We start from the raw sequence: 26,967 nt of genomic DNA, 5'->3' as shown, positions 1-26,967 counted from the left end.
TTATATTTGCAAATATAAATGTGGCAATTTTATAATTTATGAAAGTCTCTATCATAAAATATAATGCCGGAAATGTATATTCGGTCGAATGTGCGTTACGCCGATTGGGTGTAACGCCGGTTGTTAGCGATTCTCCCGACGTGTTGTCGCAATCCGACAAGGTTCTTTTTCCCGGAGTGGGAGAGGCTTCTTCGGCGATGAAATATTTGCAAGAGCACGGGTTAGATAGGGTTATCGTCGATCTCACGCAGCCGGTGTTGGCTATTTGCATCGGATTGCAGCTTTTATGCAAACACTCCGAAGAAGGAGATGTTGACACATTGGGTATATTCGATACGGTAGTCCGTCGATTTGTTCCAGAAGATACCGAACAGAAGATTCCTCACATGGGGTGGAATGCGTTGACTTGTTTGAAAGGCCCTTTGTTCGCCGGTATTCCCGAAGGTAGCTATGCCTATTTTGTACATAGTTATTATGCTCCTGTATCGGCGTTTTCCGTGGCGGAGTGTAACTATGTAATTCCATTTAGTGCGGCTTTAAATAAAGGTAATTTTTATGCGACCCAGTTCCATGTGGAAAAGAGCGGTACAGTGGGTATGCGAATTCTTGAAAATTTTCTTTCGTTATGATCGAGTTGATTCCTGCCATAGATATAATGAACGGTCGATGTGTCCGGTTGTCGCGAGGGGATTACTCTTGTCGAAAGGTATATGATGAAAATCCGTTGGAAGTGGCGAAAGCGTTTCAAGACAATGGATTGAACAGGCTACATTTGGTCGATTTGGACGGTGCGAAAGCCGATCATGTCGTAAATTATAGGACGCTTGAACAAATAGCTACTCATACGACTCTTTCCGTCGATTTTGGCGGAGGAATAAAAAGTGACGAAGACTTGCGTATCGCATTTGAGTGCGGCGCCGATATGGTGACGGGAGGAAGTATCGCTGTGAAGAATCGTAGTTTGTTCCTCCAATGGCTCGATCGGTATGGCAAAGAGCATATAATTTTGGGTGCAGATACCCGAGACGGGAAAATATCAATAAACGGGTGGCTCGAAGAATCGGAGTGGGAATTGATTCCGTATGTCCGCGAATATGCTCAGGCGGGTGTTTATAAAGTAATAACGACAGATATAAGCCGAGATGGTATGTTGGAGGGCTGTGCCGTGAATTTGTATGAATCCATGCTGTCGGAGATTCCCGAAATTTACCTAATTGCGAGCGGGGGAGTCGCTTCGTGGAACGACATAGAGTCGTTGCAATCCATAGGTGTTCCTGCCGTAATATTGGGAAAATCGATTTACGAGGGGAAAATATTATTGTCGGAAATATCCCGGTTTGTCGCTAAAAATCAAAGTTATGTTGGCTAAACGTATTATACCGTGTCTCGACGTGAAAGACGGAAAGACTGTGAAGGGAACGAAGTTTGTGGATTTCAAAGAGGCCGGCGACCCGGTTTTATTGGGCGAAATATACAGTAAAGAGGGAGCCGATGAACTTGTTTACCTCGATATAACTGCGTCGAGCGAGGGTCGTAGCACGTTCACCGATTTGGTGAAACGGGTGGCTTCCCGTATCGACATACCTTTTACTGTCGGAGGCGGTGTCAACTCTTTGCAAGATATAGACCGTTTATTGAATGTAGGGGCGGATAAAGTGTCGTTGAATTCTTCGGCTCTGAAAAATCCGCAAATTATAGACGATGTGGCAAAAAAATTCGGTTCACAAGTTTGTGTTATCGCAATAGATGCTAACTTTGAAAATGGAAACTGGGTTTGTTATTCGAATGGTGGAAAAGTCGCTACCCAACGAACGCTTTTTGAATGGGCTTTGGAAGCAGCTGAAAGGGGAGCGGGTGAGGTACTCTTTACAAGCATGACTCATGATGGCACTCGAAGCGGATATGCCCATGAAGCGTTATTGGAACTTCACCGACTATTACCTATCCCAATCATAGCTTCGGGAGGAGCGGGTACGAAGGCGCATTTTAAAGATGCGTTTCTCCGTGGCAAGGCCGATGCCGCATTGGCTGCGGGCGTATTTCATTTTGGCGAGATAACGATTCCTGAGTTGAAAAAATATTTATCGGAAAGTGGTATTCCTGTGAGGAGGTAGATTTATGGAAAAAGAAACGATTCAGTTGGATTTCGAAAAAATGGGTGGGCTTGTTCCAGCCGTCGTTCAAGACGATGTTACTCAAAAAGTACTTATGGTAGGGTTTATGAATGAAGCGGCATTTCATAAAACCTTAGATACGAATCGAGTGACATTTTTCAGTCGGACGAAAGGTCGATTGTGGATCAAAGGAGAACAAAGCGGAAATTTCTTAGAGGTGAAATCCATTCTACCGGACTGTGATAACGATACGCTTTTGATTAAAGCAACTCCGTGTGGCCCTGTATGTCATACCGGGACGGATACTTGTTTTGGAGAAAAAAATGAAGATGCGCTTTCATTCATCGGGTATTTGCAAGATTTCATAGAACGGAGAAAACAAGAGATGCCCCAAGGCTCATATACCACCTCGCTTTTTCAGTCGGGGATAAACCGTATGGCACAGAAAGTGGGAGAGGAGGCTGTGGAGACAATCATCGAAGCTACGAATGGGACCGATGACCGTCTTATTTATGAAGCCTCGGATTTGTTGTACCATTTGATCGTGTTGCTTACTTCGAAAGGGCATCGCATAGAAGATTTAGTTCGAGAATTACAGAAAAGACATCAATAAAAAGCTATGGAAAAGAAGTTGCTTGTCAAATATACCGATGTGCAGATTTGCCGGGAGGAACTGACTATATTGAAACATATCAATTTTGAGTTATACAGCGGTGAATTTGTCTATTTCATCGGACGTGTGGGTAGTGGAAAAAGTAGTCTGCTGAAAACGATGTATGCCGATTTGCCTATTTATGAAGGAGAGGCAATTGTGCTTGATTTCGATGTTCGTCACCTCAAAAATAAAGAGATACCCAATTTGAGACGAAAACTGGGTATCGTGTTTCAAGATTTTCAGTTATTGACCGATCGTTCGGTATACGAGAACCTTGCTTTTGTTTTGAGGGCTACCGGTTGGAAAGATAGAGAGGAGATAGACACCCGTGTGTCGGAAGTTTTGGATCAAGTGGGCATGCGCAAAAAATCTTACAAAATGCCTCATGAGCTATCGGGGGGTGAACAGCAGCGAATCGTCATAGCCAGAGCTTTATTGAATTCGCCTAAAATCATCTTGGCCGATGAGCCTACCGGAAATCTCGATCCTCAAACCGGGCAACAAATCGTGTCGTTACTTCATCACATCTGCGAAACAGGAACCGCCGTTATCATGACGACTCACAATTTGAATTTGGTAGAGGAATTCCCGGGAAGAATCTTGAAATGCGAAGATAAAAGTTTGGTAGAAGTTTAATGGCGAATAGTTGATAATCCCGCAAAAAAGACATATTTTTGCGAAGAAATAAGAACCGTTTTGTTATATTAAAAACAAGTAAATAAAAAATGAAAGTACTCAAATTTGGTGGAACTTCCGTCGGCAGTGCTCAATGCATGAAAGATGTTGCCAAATTAATTTGTGATGGGAATCGGAAAATCGTAGTGTTATCGGCTATGGCCGGAACAACGAATACCTTAGTGGAAATATCTGATTATTTGTATAAGAAAAATACAGATGGCGCTAGGGAAACGATCGGAAATCTCGAAAGGAAATATAATAAAGTCATAGACGAATTGTATAGTACCGACGAGTATAAGCAAAAGACACTCGAAGTAATTAAAGGGTGTTTCGACCATATTCGTTCCTTTACAAAAGATTTGTTCACTTTATTTGAGGAAAAAGTTATTTTGGCTCAGGGCGAGTTGATGTCGACTGCGATGATGAATAACTATTTATTGGAGCAAGGAGTGAAATCGGTTATTATCCCTGCTCTTGATTATATGCGCACAGACAAGAATTCGGAGCCTGACAACCAATTTATTAAAAATAAATTGCTTTCATTGCTTCAAGAAAGTCCAGATGCCGAAATTTACATTACTCAGGGATATATATGCAGGAATGCTTATGGAGAAATAGATAACCTTCAAAGAGGAGGTAGCGATTATTCTGCGTCGTTGATAGGTGCGGCAATCAATTCAGAAGAGATACAAATATGGACCGATATCGATGGCATGCACAATAACGACCCTCGGTTTGTAGAGAACACGAAGCCTGTTCGTTTCCTGCAATTTGAGGAGGCCGCAGAATTGGCCTACTTCGGTGCGAAGATATTGCATCCTACATGTGTATTGCCGGCCAAGTTGAATAATATTCCGGTGAGACTTCTCAATACGATGCAGCCCGAGGCTCCGGGTACTCTGATTTACGATCATTCATCAGATGGGCAAATTAAAGCAATTGCCGCGAAGGAGAATATTACAGCCATAAAAATAAAATCGGGGAGAATGTTATTGGCGTATGGTTTCTTGCGGAAGGTATTCGAAATATTTGAAAGTTATCAGACTTCTATCGATATGGTGACGACATCGGAGGTGGGAGTTTCTCTTACGATAGACAACACCAAACACCTGCAAGAAATTCTCGACGATTTGCGTAAATTCGGAACCGTGACTGTCGATGAAGATATGGTGATCATTTGCGTTGTCGGGGATTTGGAATGGAATAATGTCGGATTTGAGTCCGAAGCTGTTCAAGCCATGAAAGATATTCCCGTGCGAATGATATCTTATGGAGGAAGTAACTACAATATTTCATTTTTGGTTCGCCGGGAAGATAAGGTAAAGGCTCTTCGGTCTTTAAGTCATTATCTTTTTGAGAATAAATAATATATTGTCATGTAGAAATATCTCTACATGACATTTAAATTTTTGTATGTATAATGTTTCCCATCAGCCATTTCAATATAACGAGGACTCCTTTTTATTATTATGATAAAACATTGCTGAGTAACACATTAGCAAAACTGATTCGCTTGGCAGGAGAACGGAATTATCATGTTCATTATGCTGTAAAAGCCAATGCTAATCCAGAAATATTGAAACTTATCGCGGCTTCGGGAATAGGAGCCGATTGTGTGAGCGGAGGGGAAATAAAAGCTGCTTTGGAGGCTGGGTTTCCTGCAAAAAAAATTGTATTTGCCGGGGTTGGAAAGGCCGACTGGGAAATAGAATATGCCCTTGAAAAGAAGATATTTTGCTTTAATGTGGAATCGGCAGAGGAGTTGTCGGTTATAGAAGAACTTGCCAAGAAAAAGGAGAATATAGCTTCGATTGCATTGCGTATTAATCCGAATATCGATGCTCATACTCATGAGTATATTACGACAGGACTTAGTGAAAATAAATTCGGTATTCCTATCGAAATGTTGGATTCGATATTTTCGCAAATACAACGTTCTCCGCATGTTCAGCTCGTGGGATTTCATTTTCACATAGGGTCTCAGATATTGAATTTAGAAACATTTCACGTTCTTTGCGAGCGAATCAATCAACTACAAGACGATTTGTCGAAGCGCAATATTCAAGTAAAACATATTAATGTAGGTGGTGGATTGGGAGTCGATTACGAAAATCCCGATAAAAATCCTATTCCCGATTTCGGTCGTTATTTCGATATTTTTCAGCATAATCTGAATTTGAGAGGGGGCCAACAGTTGCATTTCGAGTTGGGACGTTCTATCGTTTGTCAATGCGGATCGTTGATAACCAGAGTACTATATGTCAAGAAGGGTATCGAAAAACAGTTTGTTATCGTAGATGCCGGTATGACCGATTTGATTCGTCCGGCACTTTATCAGGCACATCATTGTATCGAGAATATTACTTCGGATATGGAGAAGTGTCGATATGATGTCGTTGGACCTATTTGTGAATCTTCGGATTGTTTCGGGAAAGATGTAATGCTCAACGAGACAAAAAGAGGTGATTTGATTGCCATTCGATCGGCAGGCGCTTATGGGGAGGCTATGGCTTCCCAGTATAATTGTAGGACATTACCCGGATATTTGATAGAATAATAAAATTATTAACAATAATTTTTATTTTCGTATTTAGAAATATATTATTTTTGCCATTACAAAATTGTAATCATTACAAATAAAGAAAGATGAAAGAATCGGCACAAAATAGATTACGACGATATAATATAAAGCCTTCGGTGCAACGCATGGCCGTGTTGGATTATTTGATGACACACCATACACACCCCACAGCCGATACGATATTCAATGCTTTATATCCATCTATTCCGACGTTGTCCAAAGCTACTGTTTATAACACTTTAAATTTATTGACAGAACACGGTGTTATACAGATGATTACGATCGATGAGAAAAATGCCCGTTTTGATGCCCGGGAGACTCCGCATTTGCATTTTAAATGTGCTTCTTGCGGAGAGATATTCGATTTTGATTTACCCCCTTTACAAATAGAATCTTTGAAGGATTATGATATTTCTGATATTCAAGTTTATTGTAAGGGAACGTGTCCAACTTGCCAGAAGAAAACTCAACATTAAATAACTAACTAAAATAACCAATCATGAAAAAATTTATTTGTACAGTATGCGGTTACGTATACGAAGGTGATGAAGCTCCTGAATTTTGCCCGCAATGTAAACAACCTCGTTCAAAATTCAAAGAAGTTGTTGAATCAGATGAACTTGATTTTGTAACGGAACATCATATCGGTGACGGTGTAGTAGAGGATGCCGAAGTTATGGAGGGTCTTAAAGCTCATTTCATGGGTGAATGTACCGAAGTAGGTATGTACCTTGCCATGAGCCGTCAGGCAGATCGTGAAGGTTATCCCGAAGTGGCAGAAGCCTTTAAACGTTATGCTTGGGAAGAGGCTGAACATGCATCTAAGTTTGCAGAACTTTTGGGAGAAATCGTTTGGAATACAGAGAAAAATCTAAAAGCTCGTATGGAAGCTGAAAGTGGAGCTTGTGCAGACAAAATGCGTATTGCAAAACGTGCCAAAGAACTTGGCTATGATGCTATACATGACACTGTACATGAAATGGCTAAGGACGAAGCTCGCCACGGTAAAGGCTTCGAAGGTTTATACAATCGTTATTTCAAGAAATAAAATTGTATTTATATTTGTAAGAGGGGTAGCTCATCTTGTGAGCTACCCCCTTTTTATCTATTGCCCATTATTGTAAAAATCGTTATCTTTGCGCACATTATCAGATTAATTTCAATGAAAAATATACGCAATTTTTGTATTATTGCACATATAGACCACGGAAAAAGTACCTTGGCCGATCGCTTGTTGGAGTATACCAAAACCATTGCAGACAAAGATTTACAGGATCAAGTTCTCGACAATATGGATTTGGAGCGAGAACGGGGAATTACGATCAAAAGTCATGCAATACAGATGGAATATATTTACAAGGGTGAGAAGTATATTCTGAATCTTATAGACACTCCGGGGCACGTGGATTTCTCTTATGAAGTTTCTCGGTCTATTGCCGCATGTGAAGGTGCATTGCTTATCGTCGATGCCTCTCAGGGAATACAAGCACAGACTATTTCCAATCTGTATATGGCGATTGAACATGACTTGGAAATCATACCGGTTGTCAATAAAGTAGATTTGGATAGCGCTCGTCCCGATGAAGTAGAAGATCAAATTATTGATTTGCTGGGGTGTAAACGGGAAGAAATTATACGTGCCAGCGGAAAAACAGGACAGGGGGTCGAAGATATTCTTTCGGCTATTATAGAACGGGTAAATCCTCCTCAGGGAGATGTGGATGCACCGTTACAGTGCCTTATTTTCGATTCTGTATTTAACTCATTTAGAGGAATTATCGCTTATTTCAAAATTTGTAACGGACGAATAAAAACCGGCGATAAGGTAAAATTCGTTGCGACCGGAAAAGAGTATGAGGCCGATGAGATAGGTGTTTTGAAATTGGATATGGTTCCTCGAAAAGAGTTGTCGGCCGGCGATGTAGGATACATTATTTCCGGAATAAAAACGTCCAGAGAGGTGAAAGTGGGAGATACGATTACCCATATAGAGCGACCGTGTTCTTCGGCAATCGATGGATTCGAAGAAGTTAAGCCTATGGTCTTTGCCGGAGTGTATCCCATCGAAACAGAAGATTTTGAGAACCTGAGAGCTTCATTGGAAAAGCTGCAATTAAACGATGCATCCTTGACTTTTCAACCTGAATCATCTGCGGCTTTGGGCTTTGGTTTCCGATGTGGCTTTTTGGGGCTGCTCCATATGGAAATTATTCAGGAAAGATTGGATAGAGAATTCAATATGGACGTTATTACTACGGTTCCGAATGTTTCTTATAAGGTTTACGATAAGAAAGGTGCAATGGTGGAGGTTCATAATCCTTCTGGATTGCCGGATCCTACGTTGATAGATCACATCGAAGAACCTTATATACGGGCATCGGTCATTACTTCGACCGACTACATCGGACCTATTATGACTTTGTGTCTGGGGAAGCGTGGAGAGCTGGTCAAGCAGGAATATATATCGGGGAATAGAGTAGAGATTATCTACGATATGCCGTTAGGAGAAATTGTCATTGATTTCTATGATAAACTTAAAAGTATATCGAAAGGGTATGCTTCTTTCGATTATCATATTCATGATTTCAGGGAGTCTAAATTGGTCAAACTCGATATTCTTTTAAACGGGGAGTCGGTGGATGCTTTGTCGACGTTGACGCACGTAGACAATGCGGTAACTTTTGGACGAAGAATGTGTGAAAAGTTGAAAGAGCTTATTCCTCGCCAGCAATTCGAGATTGCTATTCAGGCCGCAATCGGGGCTAAAATTATAGCCAGAGAAACGATCAAACCAGTGCGTAAAGATGTTACGGCAAAATGTTATGGCGGTGATATTAGCCGGAAACGAAAACTGTTGGAAAAACAGAAAAAAGGGAAAAAGCGTATGAAACAAATCGGTTCGGTAGAAGTGCCTCAAAAAGCATTTCTAGCGGTATTGAAACTCGATTAGGGTAATTCGGATTCTTTTTTTCGTCATTGGAAAACCGTAAAAGGCTTTCTTTGTTTAAATTACAAATACGGAATGTTATATGGATAGCTTATATGCCATAAAAAAGTCGATTAAAAATTATGCCAGTGGAGGTAATGTTTTGATAGTGGCGACATTGTTGGCTTTTATCATCGCTAATTCTCCGATTGCCGATATGTATTTTTCTTGGTGGGCACAACCTATATCTTTACAGTTGGGGGATTTCAACTTATTTAGCCATAATGGGCATCCTATGACCGTAATGGAATTTATCAACGATGCATTGATGGCGATTTTCTTTTTTTCTATCGGACTGGAAATAAAGAGAGAGGTATTGGTTGGAGAATTGACGTCCATAAAGCAAGCATTATTACCGATCGTTGCTGCTATTGGTGGAATGGTTATTCCTGTTTTATTATTTATGTATATTGGCAGAGGCAGTGATTTCCTGAGAGGGAGTGCCATTCCTATGGCGACAGATATTGCTTTTTCATTGGGCGTTTTGGCTATGTTGGGAAAAAGAGTCCCCATTTCCTTGAAAATATTCCTAACAACATTGGCGGTGGTCGATGACATAGGAGGTATATTGGTTATTGCGATTTTCTATTCCAGTCATATATCGGTTACTTACTTGTTTTATGCTGCCGGCATATTTTTGATTTTATGGTTGGGCGGACGTGCCGGAATCAATAGTAAAATGTTCTATTTCATACTTGGCGGTGTAGTTTGGTTTTTATTCTTAAATTCAGGTATTCACCCTACGATAGCCGGTGTATTAGTGGCTTTCTGTATTCCCGCTAAACCGGTATTGGCGACTACTCGTTTTATCAGTACGATTCGAGATGAAATAGCTAATTTCCCGCAGGAACAGTTTCATGGGGACAGCGATAGCTCGATAATGCTCTCCAAAGATCAAATAAACTGTTTGAAGAGTATAGAATCTGCATCCGATAAAGTGATAAGCCCGTTACAAGACCTTGAAGATACATTGCATCCCGTGATCAACTATCTTATTATCCCTTTATTCGCTTTTGCCAATGCAGGGATCGTTTTGTCGGGAATAGAATTGTCTTCGTTATTTACGGGTATTAGTTTGGCTGTTTTTGTCGGGTTGTTGTTCGGAAAATTTGTGGGTATCTTTTTCTCTTCTTGGTTAATCATTAAACTGAAAATTGTTCCGATGCCGACACACTCTACATGGAAGTCGTTAGCGGCAGTATCTGTGTTGGGTGGTATTGGTTTTACAGTATCTTTGTTTATTGCAAATCTTTCTTTTGGTAATATGGGGCCAGAAGGAATAGAATTGTTGGAGCATGCGAAACTCGGTATTGTAATGGGGTCTCTCGTATCCGGTATTTTAGGATATATCTTACTCAACCTGTTTTTACCGAAGCAACAAGAAGTCGAGTAGGGCGCTTATTCAAATTTTATAGATTTGGCCGGGCGAATAAGCGCAACCAAATAGGAAGGTGCGATCAACATCAAAACCGATACAAGCATGCAGCCGATGTTCAACCATAAAACGTACCAAAAATTTATTTCGATAGGAACATAAGGTACGTAGTATGCTTCGGGATTGAGTGTTACAATGTGAAAGTGTCGTTGAATCAGGCATAAGACGACACCAATAATATTTCCCCATATCATACCTTTCCCGACAAGGAAAACCGATACGTATAAAAATATTTTCCGAATAGAGGTATTGTTCGCTCCTAATGCTTTCAATATGCCAATCATATTCGCTCGTTCCAATATAATAATGAGCAATCCTGAAATCATGGTAAAGCCAGATACGGCAGCCATGAGAATAAGTATGATCCAGACGTTCATATCGAGTAAATCGAGCCAGCCGAAAAAGACCGGATTCAATGTGCGAATGGATTGAGGATAATAATGTGTTCCATAATCATCGGGACGGTCTATTAATTGTGTATATAGTTCATATGCTATGTCGTCGGCTCTATCGAAATCTTTTACCATTAGTTCTATTTCGCTATACTGGTCTGGATTCCAATCGTTAAGGCGTTGAATATGTCTTACATCTCCGATAATCAACAGTTTGTCATAATCCGAAAAATCGGTCTGATATATTCCTGAAATAGAAAATCGTCGGGCTCTTACTTGCTCTTGGACAAAGTAGCAGTATATTTTATCCCCGATATGCAGGTCCAATTTATCTGCTATGGTTTTGGAAACGAGGACTTCGTTGGATATTATTGAGTCTTGAATTTTGGGTAAACAGCCATCGACCAGATATTTCTTGAAAAAAGACCAGTTATAGTCGGGGGTAACTCCTTTCAGAACCGTTCCCATAAAATCGGTATCGGTCTTTATCATACCCAGTTTTGTCCCGATAGGGTCTATTTTTGTGATGCCATCGCATTCTGACAATATTTCACGCAGACTATCGGTATATTGAATTGGCTGCTTTTCGTAAGTCATGTTATTATCGAATGACGTTATCTGAATGTGAGCGCCGAATCCTACAACTTTGCTTCGGATTTCTTTTTTGAAACCGATGACAATCGCAACCGACAGTATCATTATGGCTAATCCTAGCGCAACACCGGCCACAGCTACACGTACGGCCGGTGGGGTAGCTTTTTTTCGATGCTGTTTGTCGAAATGTATGCGATTAGCAATATATAATTTCCAATTATTCATTGATGGTGCGGCCGGGGTATGTTTCTAATGCTTTTTGTAAAACGATTAGAGCTTTTGATAGTTCTTCTTTTTCCAGTACATAGGCTAAACGAACTTCGTTTTTCCCCAATCCGGGCGTGGTATAGAACCCTGAGGCGGGAGCCATAAATATGGTTTGTCCTTCGTACTCGAATTCAGATAAACACCATTCACAGAATTTATCGGCATTATCTACCGGTAATCGAGCCACGGTGTAGAATGCTCCCATAGGGATAGGGGAGTAACACCCCGGAATTCGGTTTAAACCGTCAATTAGGTGTTTACGCCGTTCTACATACTCGTTATAGGTAGAAAGCATATAACTTTCGGGAGCATCGATAGAGGCTTCGGCTACGATTTGTCCTAAAAGCGGTGGACTGAGTCTGGCCTGACAGAATTTCATAACACTCTTTTTTAATTCTTTATGTCGAGTGATCAGGGCTCCTATGCGAATTCCGCATTCGCTGTATCTTTTTGAAACAGAATCTATTAACACTACCTGTTCTTCAATCCCTTCTAAGTGGAAAGCCGATATATAGGGCGCTCCTGTATAGCAAAATTCCCGATATACTTCGTCGGAGAATAGGAACAAATCATATTTCTTTACCAGATCCCGTATTTGGTTCATTTCTCTTTGGGTGTATAAGTACCCTGTGGGATTATTGGGATTACAGATTAGTATAGCCTTAGTTTTTGGCGTAATTAGAGATTCGAATTTTTCAATAGAAGGTAATGCGAAGCCTTCTTCAATAGAAGAGGGTAAAGTTTTGATTACTGCTCCGGCCGAGATAGCGAATGCCATGTAGTTGGCGTATGCCGGTTCTGGAACAATAATTTCATCGCCGGGGTCCAGACAAGCCATGAATGAGAATAATACAGCCTCAGAGCCTCCTGTGGTGATGATTATATCATCGGCTGTCACATGAATATGGAATTTGTCATAATATTGGACTAACTTTTCCCGAAGGCTTTTTATGCCCTCACTGGGACTGTATTCCAGTATTCGGCGATGCATGTGCCGTAACGCATCCAACCCTATTTGAGGAGTCGGCAAATCGGGTTGCCCGATGTTTAGATGAAAAACTTTTATTCCTTTTTCTTTGGCTTTGTTGGCGAGAGGAACGAGTTTTCGTATAGGAGAGGCCGGCATGACTTCGCCTCTATGAGAGATTGTGGGCATACTTTTTAATTTAATATAGACTAACCTATGAAATATGCGATATCAAACGGGGTGTCTATTTTTTATTTTTAAAATACAAAGATAAGAATTTTACTTTTTTCTTTCCTTATGGAGATAGTAGAATATGAAGAGAGAAGTCGTAAAATAGAATAAATAATGCTATATTTGCATACAAATATAGAAATACAGCAGTTTTATGAACGATTTGAAGCATCTCTTTTTGCTTATTGTTTCTCCCGGGAAGACATGGCAAAAAATGGATAAAGTGCCGTATGCGACACAAATATTTTTGAATCAATTCCTATATCCGCTTATGGGAATAACTGCGATAGTATCCTTTTTAGGACATTTTTTTAACGATGCTTCTTTACCAAGAGCTTTGCAGTTGGCGATCGTGGAATTTGTGAAATTTTTTGCCGGCTTCTATGCTCTTGTATATGTAATGAAAATTTTTTCGACTTACATGTTGGAGGTTTTGCAACCTGAGTCTCGTATAAAACGTTTTGTCGGATACACATTGGCATTGTATATGTTGTTTGATATTTCCATTTTTGTTATCCGATTGTTTATAGAACTTCCGTCTATAGTTGATTTTTTACCCCTTCTGTTAGCCTATGTGATTTGGAACAGTCAAAGGTATATGGAAATTCCAGATCAAAAAAATATTTTATACGTAGTGGCTACAACCATATTATTTCTTGTTATACCTTTGTCCATTCAGAAACTGTTGTACTTTTTGATGCCCGGATTGATTTAATTAGTATAGAAATGAAGTTACCACAAATAAATATAAAAAATAAGAGGGCGAGTTTCGATTATGAATTGCTCGATACCTTTCATGCGGGAATTGTGCTGTCTGGAACTGAAATAAAGTCAATTCGGTTGGGTAAGGCCGGGCTGACGGACTCTTTTTGTTACATCAATAATGGAGAAATCTGGATAAAAAATATGTATATAGCCGAGTATTTCTATGGTTCTTATAACAATCATTCTTCTCGGCGAGACAGAAAGCTTTTATTAACTCATAAAGAAATTCAGAAAATAGAGAGGGCTGCCAAAGAATCGGGGTTTTCAATAATACCGACACGAGTTTTTATTAATGAGAAGGGATTGGCAAAAGTGGTTATTGCTATCGCTAAGGGTAAAAAAGAATACGATAAGCGAGATTCGATTAAGGAGAGAGAGGATAAACGGCAAATGGATCGAATGTTTAAGCGTTAGTCGCTCTCTTGCAGATAATTAATACTTTGTTGTCATTCGATAGGGTTGTAGCGAAAAGATATAAATCACCTCCGTCCTTGGTCTTTAACTTTTTCTGTAATTCTGCTGTGGTTAGGGGAAAATTACGTGTCGATAGGTTTGTCTGAGGATATTTCGTTTTGATATCTTTTATATTTTTCGAATTGAATGTAACTGTTTCTATGATCTCAAATTTCCGTCCCGGAAAATTAGAGATGTAGTTGTCCGAAGTATACAAATGGCTATTGGCTTGTAACTTTTCTATGTCATATTCAATAGCGATAGATTTATAAGCCCCTGCTTTGAGTATAGATGTATTGGGCTCATAGAGGTATTTCTTTATACTTTTACAAAAAGTCGAGTAGGGAAGGCCTTTTTCTTGTTTTATTCCAAACGTGAAATCCGATATATTGTCAAAAGAATTGATTTGTATACAATGAATAATCGTATCTCGATCACTCGATTTTTCCGACTCGGTATCGATGACTAATAATAATTCCTTACATTCGTTTTTTACGGATACAACATGTACCTCTGAAATATCTGGTAAGAGAGAAAGGGTAGCTGTTATATCGACCATAGGAGATACCTTTATTATGATACGTTTCCCGCATTGGAAAAGTATAGGCATAAGCTCTATTACATTAGGCTCACATTCGTCGATAGCGAATATCCGTTTATTGCAGGAGCCTCTTCTCGCAGGATCGATATATATATTTTGAAAATGTCGATCGTTATTTTGTAGAAAGTTTATGCAGTCGTCGTGCGTAACGGTTATGTTATCGGTACATAAGTTTTTAAAGTTTTGTTTTGCCGCTCGGCAATATTCGGCTAATTGCTCCACATAAACTACGTGATCTGATTTTTGAGAAAAAAAGAAACTGTCTACACCTAAGCCTCCGGTCAAATCGACAGTATCTCCCGGAATTATCAAATTTTGCTTATATCGTGCGGTCAGTTCCGAGGAACATTGTTCTGTCGATAGAATAGATGGGAAAACAATATTCATGTTTGAAGCCCATGTAGGTAGCTTGTCGCGTATCTTTTTACGGGCTTCGATTTGTTGAATGGCCCAAGCTACATCAAAATCAGCTTGGATATTTTTCAACCGTAACTTATTAGTATCAAAATCAGAATATTCTAAAATAAAATTCTGAATAGATTTTTGGTACATCATATTTACAAATATACAAATTATATATCGAATTAAAGAGTTTGTGGAGGATATATTATTATTTGAATTAAATTTGTCCTATAATTTGTATTATGTTAAATAAAATATTGGGAATATTAATTTAATAAAATGAAAGACAACGATTTATATATTTACAAAAAATCCGATCCACATGAAATGTGAATCGGATTTCCCTATGAATTATCTATGCAAGGCGAAAATTATTGACCTTCAATAGCTTTTAATTTTTCTGCATCGTTCAAATTATAATAGATATTACGTAATGCATATTTATAGTCGGGTTCGTCCGGTTTCAATTCATATGCTTTTTCGTAATAAGGACGAGATTTCTCAAACAAAGGAAGAACTTCTTTTTCTCTTGCTTCTGTATATTTCGCATTGTCTGTTATCGTGCTGATTTCATTATTTTTTTGAACAGCCAGATTAAAATAAACACGTCCTATGCTGCCCAAAGCATCGGCATAAGATGGATTTATGGAGATTGCCTTCTCAAAACATTCTATGGATTGATCGTACTTTTTCTGGGATTCATACAGATTTCCTTTTACATTCCAATATTCTGCATTGTTAGGTTCGTCGGCCAATACGGATTCGAGTGTAGCTATGGCTTCATCGTATTTCCCGCTAAATATATAGAGATTGATCAACTTCAATGTGTAGGTATTCTCTTTCTGCATTTTGGTATTTCCGTTCTCGTCTTTCACTTCAACCATTTCGTTTTTGAATAGTTTTTCACCTTCTTGAAGTGTTTTAATCAGATTGGCCGTATCTTGTGTCATCTCATATTCATATACGAGATATTTATAGATATCGTTTTGATTGTATCCATTTCCTTTTGCTTCGTTCAACGCTTTTATGGCTAATGTGGTATCATTGGTTTGAAGTGCTGCCAATGCCCTGTTAAATTCTAAAATAGCCAGAGTTGAATCTGCCGGAAGGCCTTCTTTTTCGCCTTTCATGATAGACATCTTAGGAATATTTAGATAGATACCCCACACATCGTATGCTTTTTTATACTCTTTTTGTGTGAAATAATAAACTCCTGCATTGGCATATCCATCGATGTTTTGTTTTAATGTTTTTCTTATGTCTTTGACATATCGGGGTTTGATTTTCCCTTTTTCGTTGGGCAAAGTGTCTAATGCGATGGCTTGAAGAAAATATTCATAACTTTTTACTAACGCATCATACATTGGTCCGTCACCGTCTTTCAATGTCATTCCCAATGTTTTCTGAACATTGTCTTTTTCAAAATAGGAGTTTTCTACAAATCCTGCAACATACCAAGTTTTAGCATCGTCCTTAGTTTCTGGATTTGTTAGTGCTCCTTTAATATTATCACGGGCTTCCTGAAAGTTGGGTTTTTCCATTTTAGCTTCGCTAAATGCCCTATTTACAGCTTTCTTTTGACCAAATGCGCAAATGATAGAAAGCAGTAATACTACCGTTAATGTTGTTTTTTTCATTGCGTTTTTATTTTAAAAATTAATTATATCTAAATTTATTCGGCAACTTCGGTTACGTTATCGTCTTGTAAGTTTTCATCGACACTTTCTGATAAAACTTTGCAAACCGATGCTATTTCATCGTTACGTTTTTCCAAGTTTATTAATCTTACACCCTGTGTTGCCCGTCCCATGACTCGTACGTCGGCTACTTTCATTCGTAGAGTAATGCCCGATTTGTTTATGATTACCAAATCATTTTCATCTGTTACGCATTTAATCGCTACCAAACAGCCTGTCTTATCGGTAATATTCAGCGTTTTTACGCCTTTCCCTCCTCGGTTTGTTATTCGATAATCTTCTATAAGAGAGCGTTTTCCATAGCCTTGCTCCGAGACAACCATGATGGTTTCTTTTTCGGGATCGTTTACACAAATCATTCCTACCACTTCATCGCCATTATCGTCAAGGGTCATACCCTTTACGCCTGTTGCATTACGTCCCATTTCGCGTACTGCACTTTCATGGAATCGAATAGCGCGACCGTTTTTGTTGGCGATAATTATTTGACTGTCTCCCGTGGTGAGACGCACTTGTATAACTTGATCGTCTTCCCGAATCGTAATCGCGTTTACTCCGTTCTGTCGAGGACGCGAATAGGCTTCGAGTTTTGTCTTTTTTATTACACCTTTACGCGTACAGAATAGTAAGTTATGAGACATATTGTATTCGGGGTCTTGTAATTTTTTTACCCGAATGAATGCGTTTACCTTGTCGTCGGACTCTATATTGAGCATATTTTGAATGGCCCGTCCCTTTGAGTTTTTAGCACCTTCGGGGATTTCGTAGACTTTCAGCCAATAGCATTTACCCTTTTGGGTAAAGAACAACATATAATTGTGCATTGATGCCGGATAGATATACTCGATGAAATCTTCTTCACGAGTATTGCTTCCTTTTGCTCCGACTCCTCCTCGATTTTGAGCACGGAATTCGGACAGAGGGGTCCGTTTGATATATCCCATGTGCGATATGGTGATAATCATTTCGTCGTCGGCATAGAAGTCCTCAGCATTGAACTCTTCCGAGGAATAAATAATTTCTGTTTTACGTTCGTCGCCATACTTCTCTTTTATTTCGAGAAGCTCGTCTTTTACCACTTTCATACAAACAGACTCATCGGCGAGAATTTCTTTGTAATAGGCAATCATTTTTTCCACCTCGGCGTATTCGTTCCTCAGTTTGTCCTGATCCAAACCGGTCAACTGTCCAAGACGCATATCTACGATGGCCTGAGCTTGTTTTTCGCTCAACGAGAATCGCTCCATTAAACGTGTCTTGGCTTCTTCACGAGTCCGTGATGACCGAATCAGTTTAACGACTTCGTCTATGTGATCGGATGCAATAATAAGTCCTTCAAGAATATGCGCCCTTTCTTCGGCTTTCGCCAGATCGAAACGAGTGCGGCGAATAACGACTTCGTGGCGATGATCCACAAACGCCTCTAACAGTTGTTTTAGATTTAGTGTTTGAGGACGCCCGTTTACCAAAGCAATATTATTGACACTGAAAGAGGATTGCAAGTCGGTCATTTTGAATAATTTATTTAAAATAACGCTTGCATTGGCATCTCGTTTTACTTCGATAACGATTCTCATTCCGGCTCGGTCGGATTCATCGTTGATGTTGGAAATACCTTCTAACCGTTTTTCTTCCACCAAATCGGCGATTTTCTTAATCAATTCCGACTTATTGACGGCATATGGTATTTCAGATACGACGATGGTTTCTCGCCCTGTGGTGCTGTCTACTTCAATCTCGGCTTTTGCCCGAATGACAATTCTGCCCCGGCCTGTTTCGAAAGCATCTTTTACCCCTGCAAAACCATAAATAATACCTCCTGTGGGGAAGTCGGGAGCCTTGATATATTGCATTAGGTCTTCTACTGTCAATTCTCTGTCGTCGATTAGGGCAACAGAAGCATCTATACATTCCGACAGGTTATGAGGGGGCATATTCGTTGCCATACCCACAGCAATACCCGAAGCTCCATTGACTAGTAAGTTGGGAATTCGGGTCGGCAAAACAGTTGGCTCTTCTAATGTGTTATCGAAGTTTGGAGTAAAATCGACCGTATCTTTTTCAATATCTCGAAGCATCTCTTCTGCGATACGAGAAAGGCGAGCTTCGGTATAACGCATGGCAGCAGGGCTATCACCATCGACAGACCCGAAGTTGCCTTGCCCATCGACCAAAGGATAACGTAAAGACCAGGGTTGCGCCATACGCACCAATGCAAAATATACCGACGAATCGCCATGCGGGTGATATTTACCCAGCACATCTCCCACGATTCTTGCTGATTTCTTATAAGGCTTATCCGATGTGTTACCCAATTTGTCCATACCGAACAGAACTCTGCGGTGTACCGGTTTAAAACCATCTCTTACATCGGGTAAGGCACGAGCTACAATCACCGACATAGAATAATCGATGTAGGCCGATTGCATCTCTTGTTTGATGTCTATTTTTAAAATTCTATCTTGATCAATCATTTATTTTGATGAAAATTGGTTATACAAATTATGCTGTTTAGCGTACAAAGATAACCATTTTTTGAAAAATCGAGATACCAAATTCAAGAAATAATCTTTTGTGAATAGGAATTTTCGGCATATTATTTGTTATATGTAATAAACTAATAAATACCCGCCATTATTCGGCTTAAAGGTGGTATATTTGCTAAATCAATAAAAGGAGACAGATTGTTTATGGAAAGAAACTTCTCACAACATGTTAAGGAAATTCTCGGTTATAGCCGGGAAGAGGCTGAACGCCTTCAAAATTCCAACATTGTTCCCGAGCATTTATTGTTAGGAATTATACGTGACGGCGCAAATCGTGCTGTCGATGTATTGGTCGGGCTCGGAGCTTCCCTCCGAACACTGAAAAGTTCATTGGAAAATGAACTGTCCGCTTCCAATAATCACATGGAACAAACGAATGAATTGACTATTAGTAAAAGCACAGATAGAGTTTTAAAGATGAGTATGCTTGAAGCTCGATTTATGAAAAGTTCGGAGACCGACACCGAACATTTATTGTTGGCTATATTGAAAGAGCCAGACTCTTCTGCTGCAAAAATTTTAAACACGAATGACATAACTTATGACGAAGTGGCAGCTTTTTTAAAAGGTAATGAGAAGCCGGATTTCCCTTCGCCGAGCATGGGCGCCGGATTTACGGACGATGATGACGACGAATTGGAGGAAGACCGAAATTATCGGAGGGAACAGCAAAGCGGAAATAGTACGACTGCTCAGCGTAGTAATAATGAAACTCCCGTATTGGACAACTTTGGGACCGATATGACAAAGGCTGCCGAAGAAGGTCGGCTCGACCCTGTTGTCGGACGTGAAAACGAAATTGAACGATTGGCACAAGTATTGAGCCGAAGAAAGAAGAATAATCCGGTTCTTATAGGGGAACCCGGTGTAGGAAAATCTGCGATAGTAGAAGGTCTTGCTTTGAGAATCGTGCAACGTAAAGTGTCGAGGGTGCTATTCGATAAGAGACTTGTCTCTCTCGACATGGCCTCGATTGTAGCAGGAACAAAATATAGAGGACAATTCGAGGAGCGTATAAAAGCAATTCTAAATGAGTTGTCGAAGAATCCGAATATTATTTTATTTATCGACGAGATTCATACTATTGTCGGTGCAGGTGGAGCCACAGGGTCTCTTGATGCTGCCAATATGTTAAAACCGGCTCTTTCGCGGGGAGAGATTCAGTGTATCGGTGCTACAACACTCGATGAATATAGGAAAAATATAGAAAAAGATGGTGCTTTGGAACGCCGTTTCCAAAAGATTATGGTCGAGCCTACAACTCCCGAGGAGACTCTGCAAATCCTCAATAATATAAAAGGTAGGTACGAGGATCACCATAATGTCACCTATACCGATGATGCATTGGAGGCGTGTGTCAAATTGACAGACCGTTACATAAGTGACCGTAATTTCCCGGACAAAGCCATTGATGCATTGGACGAAGCTGGGGCGCGAGTGCATGTTTCTAATATTATTGTCCCCAAAGAAATCGAAAGTTTGGAGGCTCAAATAGAGACTTGCCGGGAAGATAAAATAAATGCTGTTAAATCCCAAAACTATGAGCTTGCGGCGAGTTTTAGAGACAAGGAAAAAGAATTGCAACTTTCCCTTGAATCGGCGAAAGCAAACTGGGAAAGGCAGATGCAACAACATAGAGAGATTGTCAATGAGGAAAAGGTTGCCGAAGTTGTCGCTATGATGACTGGTGTCCCGGTGCAGCGTATCGCACAAGCTGAGGGAAATAAACTTTTAGCTATGTCGGGAGAGTTGAAGCGCGAAATTATTGGGCAAGATGATGCTGTCGATAAAATTGTAAAAGCGATACAGCGAAATCGTGTAGGATTAAAGGATCCGGGGAAACCTATCGGCACTTTCATGTTTTTGGGCCCTACGGGTGTGGGTAAGACTCATTTAGCAAAGAAATTGGCCGAATACTTATTTGACTCGAAAGATGCTCTTATCCGAATAGACATGAGTGAATATATGGAGAAATTTACTGTGTCCAGACTGGTCGGAGCCCCTCCGGGATATGTGGGATATGAGGAAGGAGGACAGTTAACGGAGAAAGTGAGACGTAAACCCTATTCGGTTGTGCTGCTCGATGAAATAGAAAAGGCTCACCCCGATGTCTTTAATCTATTGTTGCAAGTCTTAGACGAAGGGCGCCTAACCGATAGCTTGGGGCGCAGAATCGATTTTAAGAATACGATTCTGATTATGACATCTAATATCGGTACGCGTCAATTAAAGGATTTTGGACAAGGAGTAGGATTCTCGACTAATACTGTTTCGGAAAAGGATTATTCGAGGGGTGTTATACAAAAGGCGTTGAATAGAGCTTTCTCTCCCGAATTTTTAAATCGTATCGACGATATTGTAATGTTCGACCAATTGGATAAAGAATCTATTTTCAAAATTATCGATTTGGAATTAAGCGGATTTTACAAACGGGTGGAAACACTGGGTTATCATCTGACTATTACTGACGATGCCAAAAACTTTATTGCCGAAAAGGGGTATGATATTCAGTTTGGAGCCCGACCTCTAAAACGGGCCATACAGAAATACCTCGAAGATAAACTTGCCGAAATGATTATTCGGGCGACGGTTCAAGAAGGTGATACTATTGTCGTTGATTTCGATAAGGAGAATCAGAAGATCGTGTCTTCGATTCATAATTCCCAAACGAAATGACAAATAATAGTTGAATAAGTCAAAATGTCAGACTCTTTGAGTCTGGCATTTTTTTTGAAAAATCATAGTCAGAAATTTAAATGATAAAAATATACAATTATGCAAAAAGGTACAATTGGGGTTACAACCGACAATATCTTCCCCGTCATTAAAAAATTTTTGTATAGCGACCATGAAATATTTTTAAGGGAGCTCGTTTCTAATGCTGTGGATGCCACTCAGAAATTGAAGACATTATCTTCTTTTGGCGATTTCAAAGGTGAGTTAGGCACGATGAATGTCACAGTGTCGATTGATAAAAATAAGGGGACGTTGACTATATCGGATCGCGGTATAGGAATGACAGCCGAAGAGATAGACAAATATATCAATCAAATTGCTTTTTCGGGGGCCGAAGAGTTCTTGGAAAAATATAAAAATGACGCGAATGCCATTATCGGGCATTTCGGGCTGGGATTTTATTCTTCTTTCATGGTTTCCAAAAAAGTAGAAATACGTACATTATCCTATAAAGAAGGAGCCCAAGCAGTCATGTGGAGCTGCGATGGTTCTCCGGCTTACGAGATGACCGATATTGAAAAGAGCGAACGGGGAACAGATATTATTTTATATGTCGATGATGACAATAAGGAATTCCTTGAAGAACAACGTATCGAGACCCTGTTGAAAAAATATTGTCGTTTCTTGCCTGTTCCCGTTGTGTTTGGAAAAGAACAAGAATGGAAAGACGGGAAATATGTCGATACAGACAAGGATAGGGTCATTAATGATATGGAGCCTGCATGGACTCGGAAGCCGACAGATTTGACCGATGAAGATTACAGGAAATTCTATGCCGATCTTTATCCGGGAATAGATGAACCTCTGTTTTGGATTCATTTGAATATCGACTATCCGTTTAAGTTGACGGGGATTCTTTATTTCCCGAAAATCAAAAATAATATCGATATCAATCGATACAAGATACAATTATATTGCAACCAAGTATTCGTTACCGATTCGGTAGAGGGTATCGTCCCTGATTTCCTAATGCTTTTACAGGGTGTGATTGATTCACCCGATATTCCGTTGAATGTTTCGCGTTCATATCTGCAAAGCGATTCTAATGTAAAGAAAATATCGGGGTATATCACTAAAAAGGTTTCGGAACGTCTGCAAGAGATATTCAACAGCGATCACAAACAGTTCGAGGAGAAATGGGACGATTTGAAAATCTTCATCGAATATGGTATGCTGTCTGATGAGAAATTCTACGAGCGTGCTCAGAAATTCGTATTATTGAAAGATACGGAGGATAAATATTATACGCTCGATGAATATAAAAAACTGATAGAGGGTAACCAAACCGATAAAGACGGACAACTCGTTTATCTGTATGCCACTGATAAGGAAGCACAATACAGTTATATCGATACGGCTGTATCAAGAGGCTACGATGTGCTATTGATGAACGGACAGTTGGACCCTCATTTCATCGGTATGTTGGAGCAGAAATTGGAGAAAAGCCGTTTCGTGCGCGTGGATAGCGATCTGATCGATAAACTAATCAAGAAATCGGATACAACTTCAAATACAGCTCTCGATGAGCAACAGCGCGATATGATGACTTCTGTTTTCAAATCGCAGATCCCTGCTATGGAGAAAAGCGATTTCTTGGTTATGTTCGAGCCCGTAGGTGCGACTGCTCAACCTATCGTTATTACGCAAAATGAATTTATGCGTCGTATGAAAGATATGGCTGCTATACAATCAGGAATGGCTTTCTATGGGGAGCTTCCCGATAGCTATAACCTCATAGTGAACACAGATCACCCTCTTTCGCAAAAGGTTATTGCTGATACCGAAAGTGCTTGTAAGAGTGAATTAACTCCTATATTGGACGAGCTGAAAACTGTCAATGAAGAAATCGAACGGTTACAAGAGGCAAAAAAAGATAAAAAGGACGATGAAATTCCCGTAGCAGATAAGGAGGCTTTGAAGCATGCTGAGGAAAAGGCAAAAGAATTGAGAGCAAAGGAATCGGATATATTGAAGACTTATGCCGACCGGACACCTTTGGTTCGTCAGTTGGTCGACTTGGCTCTGCTTTCCAATAATATGTTGAAGGGAGAGGCTCTGAGTAAATTTATCAAACGGTCGGTTGAAATGCTCTAACAAGCTATACAGATATAAAGTAACGCTTTAATATCTGTTCGCAAATATAATATTAAACTGATACTTTAATAGCGAATGTGGATTGTATTAGATGGCACAATCCACATTCGCTATTTTTATACTATTGATAATAAATTAATTACAAATCAAACCTCCGATAAGCTCTTTTACGGATGCAATGTTGTTCCTATCGAGATATTCGTCTATTCCGTCCGCTATTTTTTCAGTTATTTGAGGATCTATGAAGTTAGCTGTTCCGACCTCTATGGCAGATGCACCGGCCAATATAAATTCAACGGCATCGGTGGCGTTCATGATTCCTCCCAACCCTACAATAGGGATTTTTACGGCATGGTAAGTTTGCCAAACCATACGCAATGCGATGGGCTTAACACATGCACCGGATAATCCCCCTGTAATTGTAGAGAGTACCGGTCTGCGACGATTTGAATCAATAGCCATACCCAACAGAGTATTGATCAGGGACACAGCATCGGCGCCTTCGGCCTCGACTGCTCGGGCTATCTCGGTAATATCGGTAACGTTTGGCGAAAGTTTGACAATCAAAGTTTTAGGATAAACTGCACGCACAGCTTTTACCACAGCGGCAGCACTTTGGCAGCTTGTCCCGAAAGCCATTCCACCCTCTTTTACATTCGGGCAAGAGATATTTAACTCAATTCCCGGAATCTTGTCCAATGCAGCGATTTTCTCTGCCGTGACGGCGTAGTCTTCTATTGAGGATCCCGATACATTTACCAAGAAATGGGTATCGATATCTTTTATGCGAGGATATATATTTTCGATGAAGTAATTGACACCTTTGTTTTGTAATCCTACTGCGTTGAGCATTCCCGAAGGCGTTTCGGCCATACGTGGATACGGGTTGCCTTCTCTATGATGCAGCGTCGTTCCTTTTACAATGACTCCTCCCAGCCGAGATAAATCGACGAAATCGGCAAATTCTTCGCCGTAGCCGAATGTTCCCGATGCCGTCATTACGGGATTCTTCAAAAGCAATCCACCTATATTTACTTTTAAATCTGCCATTTTAGTTTTTCTATATTAAAGATAGGACCTTCCTTACATACACAAGTATTGCCTTCGATCGTATCTTCTACGCAACAGAGACATGCGCCTACGCCACAGGCCATCATATTTTCGAGAGATACTTCACAGGATATGTTTCGTTCATGAGCAAATCGGGCGACGGCTACCATCATGGGTTTCGGGCCGCAAACATACAGCTTATCGAGTTTACTATTTAACAAGGAGTGCTGAGTCACGAATCCTTTTTCGCCCAAAGAGCCGTCTTCTGTGGAAATATATACATCTCCAAACTGCCGAAACATTTCATATTGCAGTATATCCTTGTCTGAACGGAATCCTAACAAAAATTTGGGGGTATAATTCCGTTCTTTTAAGTATTTGCCCCAATACAGCATCGGGGCTATTCCAACGCCTCCTCCGATAAGCAATATATTCGAATCTGTTTCATCGGGTAAACTGAATGTATTACCCAATGGTAAAACCAAATTAATACTATCTCCTTGTTTCAAATCGCATAAAGTCCGAGTTCCTTCACCGGCTTTTCTTATCAATAGCCATAGCTCATTGCGAGTTGAATCGACGAAATTGATAGAAATCGGACGCCTTAAAAATGTACCGGGAGACCGGTCTACACGAACCTCGACAAACTGCCCGGGTAACATATCGGGCAACGGTTCATTATTATCGGGTTTCAATTTCAAAAGAGCATAATTATCGTGCAGTTTTGTGTTTTCAACAACCCGAAAGTCAAGAATATATTTTTTCATAAAATTATTTTAGCTGAACAAAGATAGTATAAACCCAAAAGCGAAGCAAAAGTTTATCGGATTATGCAATCGTTTTATTTCTCCTTTAAAAGATAAAGACGAGTTATTCATTGTCCGGGGAAAATGTCTCGAACGTATTATCGGAGTAGAAAATCATGATTTTAGTTGCTTTTTTATTTTTTACGACCTGTTCCGATGGCTCGAAAAATGGTGCTTTTAAGTTTGTTATTTCTTCATTTTCAAGTTTATGGTCCTGCTTTTGATGAATATTAGAGTCATTTTCCCTCGAATATTTTGAAGGAGCTGTATATTCGTCCGGTTTTATTTCATTCTCCTCGGGAAATAAAGATGTTGAAAATTCTTTGGAGGGTGAGGTAATGTTTTCGGCCGGAGGTATTGTCGCCGTCAAAATCATAGGGCCTGTTCCATATAACAGCCAATAGATAGATAAGTCGGGATAGGCAGAATGTATCTTCCCAATGGTATTGATACTGATCTTCTGATTTCGTCCACCCAAAATTTGAGACATTGAAGATCTCTGTATCTTAGTTGCATCGGCAAATTGAGTAACAGATATACCCTTATACTCGATAAAACTTTTCATTCTTTCGGCAACAATTAGAGCTTCATTTTCTTCCATTTTTAGGGGTGTAAATAGATTCGTAATAATAAAATTATAGTTTACAAATGTAACAAGAATAAATAAAAAACACAAGTTTGTTTTGTAAATTGTGTGATTTACAAATGCAAATAAAACAACATGAGGTATACTTCGTAAATAGCCTTCATTGTTTACCAATAAGAATATTTATTAAAAGTATTATTTTACATTTATATATATAATTATTTAGAAATCAATATTTTATTTGTTATATATAAAAAACAGCCTGCGTGTATCGTTCGAAATTCGAAGTTATACCTCGAATATACTTTACATTAAACATATTAAAACGTTG

The 26,967-nt window shown here is 39.7% G+C and carries 22 protein-coding genes; 14 read left to right on the top strand and 8 right to left on the bottom strand.

The features are described 5' to 3' along the window. Positions 1 to 38 precede the first annotated feature (38 nt). The 11 genes from hisH (at position 39) to nhaA (ending at position 10,407) form a co-directional block, all read left to right on the top strand. Positions 39 to 629: an imidazole glycerol phosphate synthase subunit HisH gene (gene hisH / locus QVD32_RS05485; RefSeq protein ID WP_021892604.1), complete on the top strand. Its 591-nt coding sequence runs from the start codon at positions 39 to 41 to the stop codon at positions 627 to 629. Further along, the gene (hisA, locus tag QVD32_RS05480; protein ID WP_008862031.1) at positions 626 to 1,369 is read left to right on the top strand and encodes a 1-(5-phosphoribosyl)-5-[(5-phosphoribosylamino)methylideneamino]imidazole-4-carboxamide isomerase; all 744 of its coding nucleotides are present in this window, start codon (positions 626 to 628) and stop codon (positions 1,367 to 1,369) included. Before hisH ends, hisA begins: the two co-directional genes overlap by 4 nt. Continuing rightward, positions 1,359 to 2,114 carry an imidazole glycerol phosphate synthase subunit HisF gene (gene hisF / locus QVD32_RS05475; protein WP_021892603.1) on the top strand — a complete coding sequence of 252 codons (756 nt, stop codon included), beginning with the start codon at positions 1,359 to 1,361 and terminating at the stop codon, positions 2,112 to 2,114. The genes hisA and hisF overlap by 11 nt, the downstream gene beginning before the upstream one ends. A gap of 19 nt (positions 2,115 to 2,133) precedes the next feature. Next, positions 2,134 to 2,727, top strand: a complete 594-nt coding sequence (hisIE, locus tag QVD32_RS05470; RefSeq protein WP_118687332.1) for a bifunctional phosphoribosyl-AMP cyclohydrolase/phosphoribosyl-ATP diphosphatase HisIE — start codon at positions 2,134 to 2,136, stop codon at positions 2,725 to 2,727. Positions 2,728 to 2,733: 6 nt separating this feature from the next. Next, the gene (locus QVD32_RS05465; protein ID WP_008862034.1) at positions 2,734 to 3,405 is read left to right on the top strand and encodes a cell division ATP-binding protein FtsE; all 672 of its coding nucleotides are present in this window, start codon (positions 2,734 to 2,736) and stop codon (positions 3,403 to 3,405) included. A gap of 89 nt (positions 3,406 to 3,494) precedes the next feature. Next, entirely contained in the window at positions 3,495 to 4,814 is a 1,320-nt protein-coding gene (locus QVD32_RS05460) for an aspartate kinase (RefSeq protein ID WP_008862035.1), read from the top strand. Between the two features lie 53 nt (positions 4,815 to 4,867). Next, positions 4,868 to 6,004, top strand: a complete 1,137-nt coding sequence (lysA, locus tag QVD32_RS05455) for a diaminopimelate decarboxylase (RefSeq protein ID WP_021892601.1) — start codon at positions 4,868 to 4,870, stop codon at positions 6,002 to 6,004. Positions 6,005 to 6,093: 89 nt separating this feature from the next. Further along, positions 6,094 to 6,504: a Fur family transcriptional regulator gene (locus QVD32_RS05450; protein ID WP_021892600.1), complete on the top strand. Its 411-nt coding sequence runs from the start codon at positions 6,094 to 6,096 to the stop codon at positions 6,502 to 6,504. A gap of 23 nt (positions 6,505 to 6,527) precedes the next feature. Then, on the top strand, positions 6,528 to 7,076 hold the full coding sequence (locus tag QVD32_RS05445) for an NADH peroxidase (protein ID WP_008862038.1): 549 nt from the start codon (positions 6,528 to 6,530) through the stop codon (positions 7,074 to 7,076). A gap of 114 nt (positions 7,077 to 7,190) precedes the next feature. Further along, positions 7,191 to 8,978, top strand: coding sequence for a translation elongation factor 4 (lepA, locus tag QVD32_RS05440; protein WP_008862039.1), 1,788 nt, complete (start codon positions 7,191 to 7,193; stop codon positions 8,976 to 8,978). A gap of 79 nt (positions 8,979 to 9,057) precedes the next feature. Next, positions 9,058 to 10,407: a Na+/H+ antiporter NhaA gene (gene nhaA, locus QVD32_RS05435; RefSeq protein WP_008862040.1), complete on the top strand. Its 1,350-nt coding sequence runs from the start codon at positions 9,058 to 9,060 to the stop codon at positions 10,405 to 10,407. A 5-nt stretch (positions 10,408 to 10,412) separates the two neighbouring features. Here nhaA and QVD32_RS05430 read toward each other — a convergent pair whose 3' ends face one another. Together QVD32_RS05430 and QVD32_RS05425 are read right to left on the bottom strand one after the other, a co-directional pair. Then, the gene (locus tag QVD32_RS05430; RefSeq protein ID WP_021892598.1) at positions 10,413 to 11,660 is read right to left on the bottom strand and encodes an ABC transporter permease; all 1,248 of its coding nucleotides are present in this window, start codon (positions 11,658 to 11,660) and stop codon (positions 10,413 to 10,415) included. Further along, positions 11,653 to 12,858, bottom strand: coding sequence for a pyridoxal phosphate-dependent aminotransferase (locus QVD32_RS05425; protein WP_008862042.1), 1,206 nt, complete (start codon positions 12,856 to 12,858; stop codon positions 11,653 to 11,655). The genes QVD32_RS05430 and QVD32_RS05425 overlap by 8 nt, the downstream gene beginning before the upstream one ends. Before the next feature lie 768 nt (positions 12,859 to 13,626). Between QVD32_RS05425 and smpB the strand changes: the two genes are divergently transcribed. After that, entirely contained in the window at positions 13,627 to 14,079 is a 453-nt protein-coding gene (smpB, locus tag QVD32_RS05420; RefSeq protein ID WP_021892596.1) for an SsrA-binding protein, read from the top strand. On the opposite strand, the gene QVD32_RS05415 is transcribed toward smpB, so the two are convergent. The 3 genes from QVD32_RS05415 to gyrA all read right to left on the bottom strand — a co-directional run bounded on the left by QVD32_RS05415 (position 14,069) and on the right by gyrA (position 19,292). Next, on the bottom strand, positions 14,069 to 15,274 hold the full coding sequence (locus tag QVD32_RS05415) for a THUMP-like domain-containing protein (RefSeq protein WP_046409871.1): 1,206 nt from the start codon (positions 15,272 to 15,274) through the stop codon (positions 14,069 to 14,071). The two genes, smpB and QVD32_RS05415, sit on opposite strands and share 11 nt — an antisense overlap. A 218-nt stretch (positions 15,275 to 15,492) precedes the next feature. Continuing rightward, positions 15,493 to 16,758 (bottom strand): tetratricopeptide repeat protein, encoded by a 1,266-nt coding sequence (locus tag QVD32_RS05410; protein ID WP_008862046.1) that lies wholly within the window; start codon positions 16,756 to 16,758, stop codon positions 15,493 to 15,495. 35 nt (positions 16,759 to 16,793) lie between these two features. After that, the gene (gyrA, locus tag QVD32_RS05405) at positions 16,794 to 19,292 is read right to left on the bottom strand and encodes a DNA gyrase subunit A (RefSeq protein ID WP_021892594.1); all 2,499 of its coding nucleotides are present in this window, start codon (positions 19,290 to 19,292) and stop codon (positions 16,794 to 16,796) included. A 216-nt stretch (positions 19,293 to 19,508) separates the two neighbouring features. Here gyrA and QVD32_RS05400 point away from each other — a divergent pair, with 216 nt between their 5' ends. Both QVD32_RS05400 and htpG read left to right on the top strand, forming a co-directional pair. Continuing rightward, on the top strand, positions 19,509 to 22,040 hold the full coding sequence (locus QVD32_RS05400) for an ATP-dependent Clp protease ATP-binding subunit (RefSeq protein WP_118687189.1): 2,532 nt from the start codon (positions 19,509 to 19,511) through the stop codon (positions 22,038 to 22,040). A gap of 99 nt (positions 22,041 to 22,139) precedes the next feature. After that, positions 22,140 to 24,194 carry a molecular chaperone HtpG gene (htpG, locus tag QVD32_RS05395; protein WP_021892592.1) on the top strand — a complete coding sequence of 685 codons (2,055 nt, stop codon included), beginning with the start codon at positions 22,140 to 22,142 and terminating at the stop codon, positions 24,192 to 24,194. Positions 24,195 to 24,329: 135 nt separating this feature from the next. Here the strand turns inward: htpG and QVD32_RS05390 are convergent, their stop codons facing one another. The 3 genes from QVD32_RS05390 to QVD32_RS05380 form a co-directional block, all read right to left on the bottom strand. After that, positions 24,330 to 25,244 carry a dihydroorotate dehydrogenase gene (locus QVD32_RS05390; RefSeq protein WP_021892591.1) on the bottom strand — a complete coding sequence of 305 codons (915 nt, stop codon included), beginning with the start codon at positions 25,242 to 25,244 and terminating at the stop codon, positions 24,330 to 24,332. Then, complete coding sequence (locus QVD32_RS05385; RefSeq protein ID WP_008862051.1) at positions 25,232 to 26,011, bottom strand: dihydroorotate dehydrogenase electron transfer subunit; 780 nt, start codon at positions 26,009 to 26,011, stop codon at positions 25,232 to 25,234. Before QVD32_RS05385 ends, QVD32_RS05390 begins: the two co-directional genes overlap by 13 nt. A 103-nt stretch (positions 26,012 to 26,114) precedes the next feature. Continuing rightward, positions 26,115 to 26,651, bottom strand: a complete 537-nt coding sequence (locus QVD32_RS05380) for a helix-turn-helix domain-containing protein (protein WP_118687188.1) — start codon at positions 26,649 to 26,651, stop codon at positions 26,115 to 26,117. Between the last annotated feature and the right edge of the window lie 316 nt (positions 26,652 to 26,967).

Origin of the sequence: Barnesiella sp., assembly GCF_022723415.1 — a bacterium.
GTDB classification, from domain to species: Bacteria; Bacteroidota; Bacteroidia; order Bacteroidales; family Barnesiellaceae; genus Barnesiella; species Barnesiella intestinihominis.
Note: the sequence above shows the minus strand (reverse complement) of the source record. Positions and strands in the feature narration are given on the sequence as shown.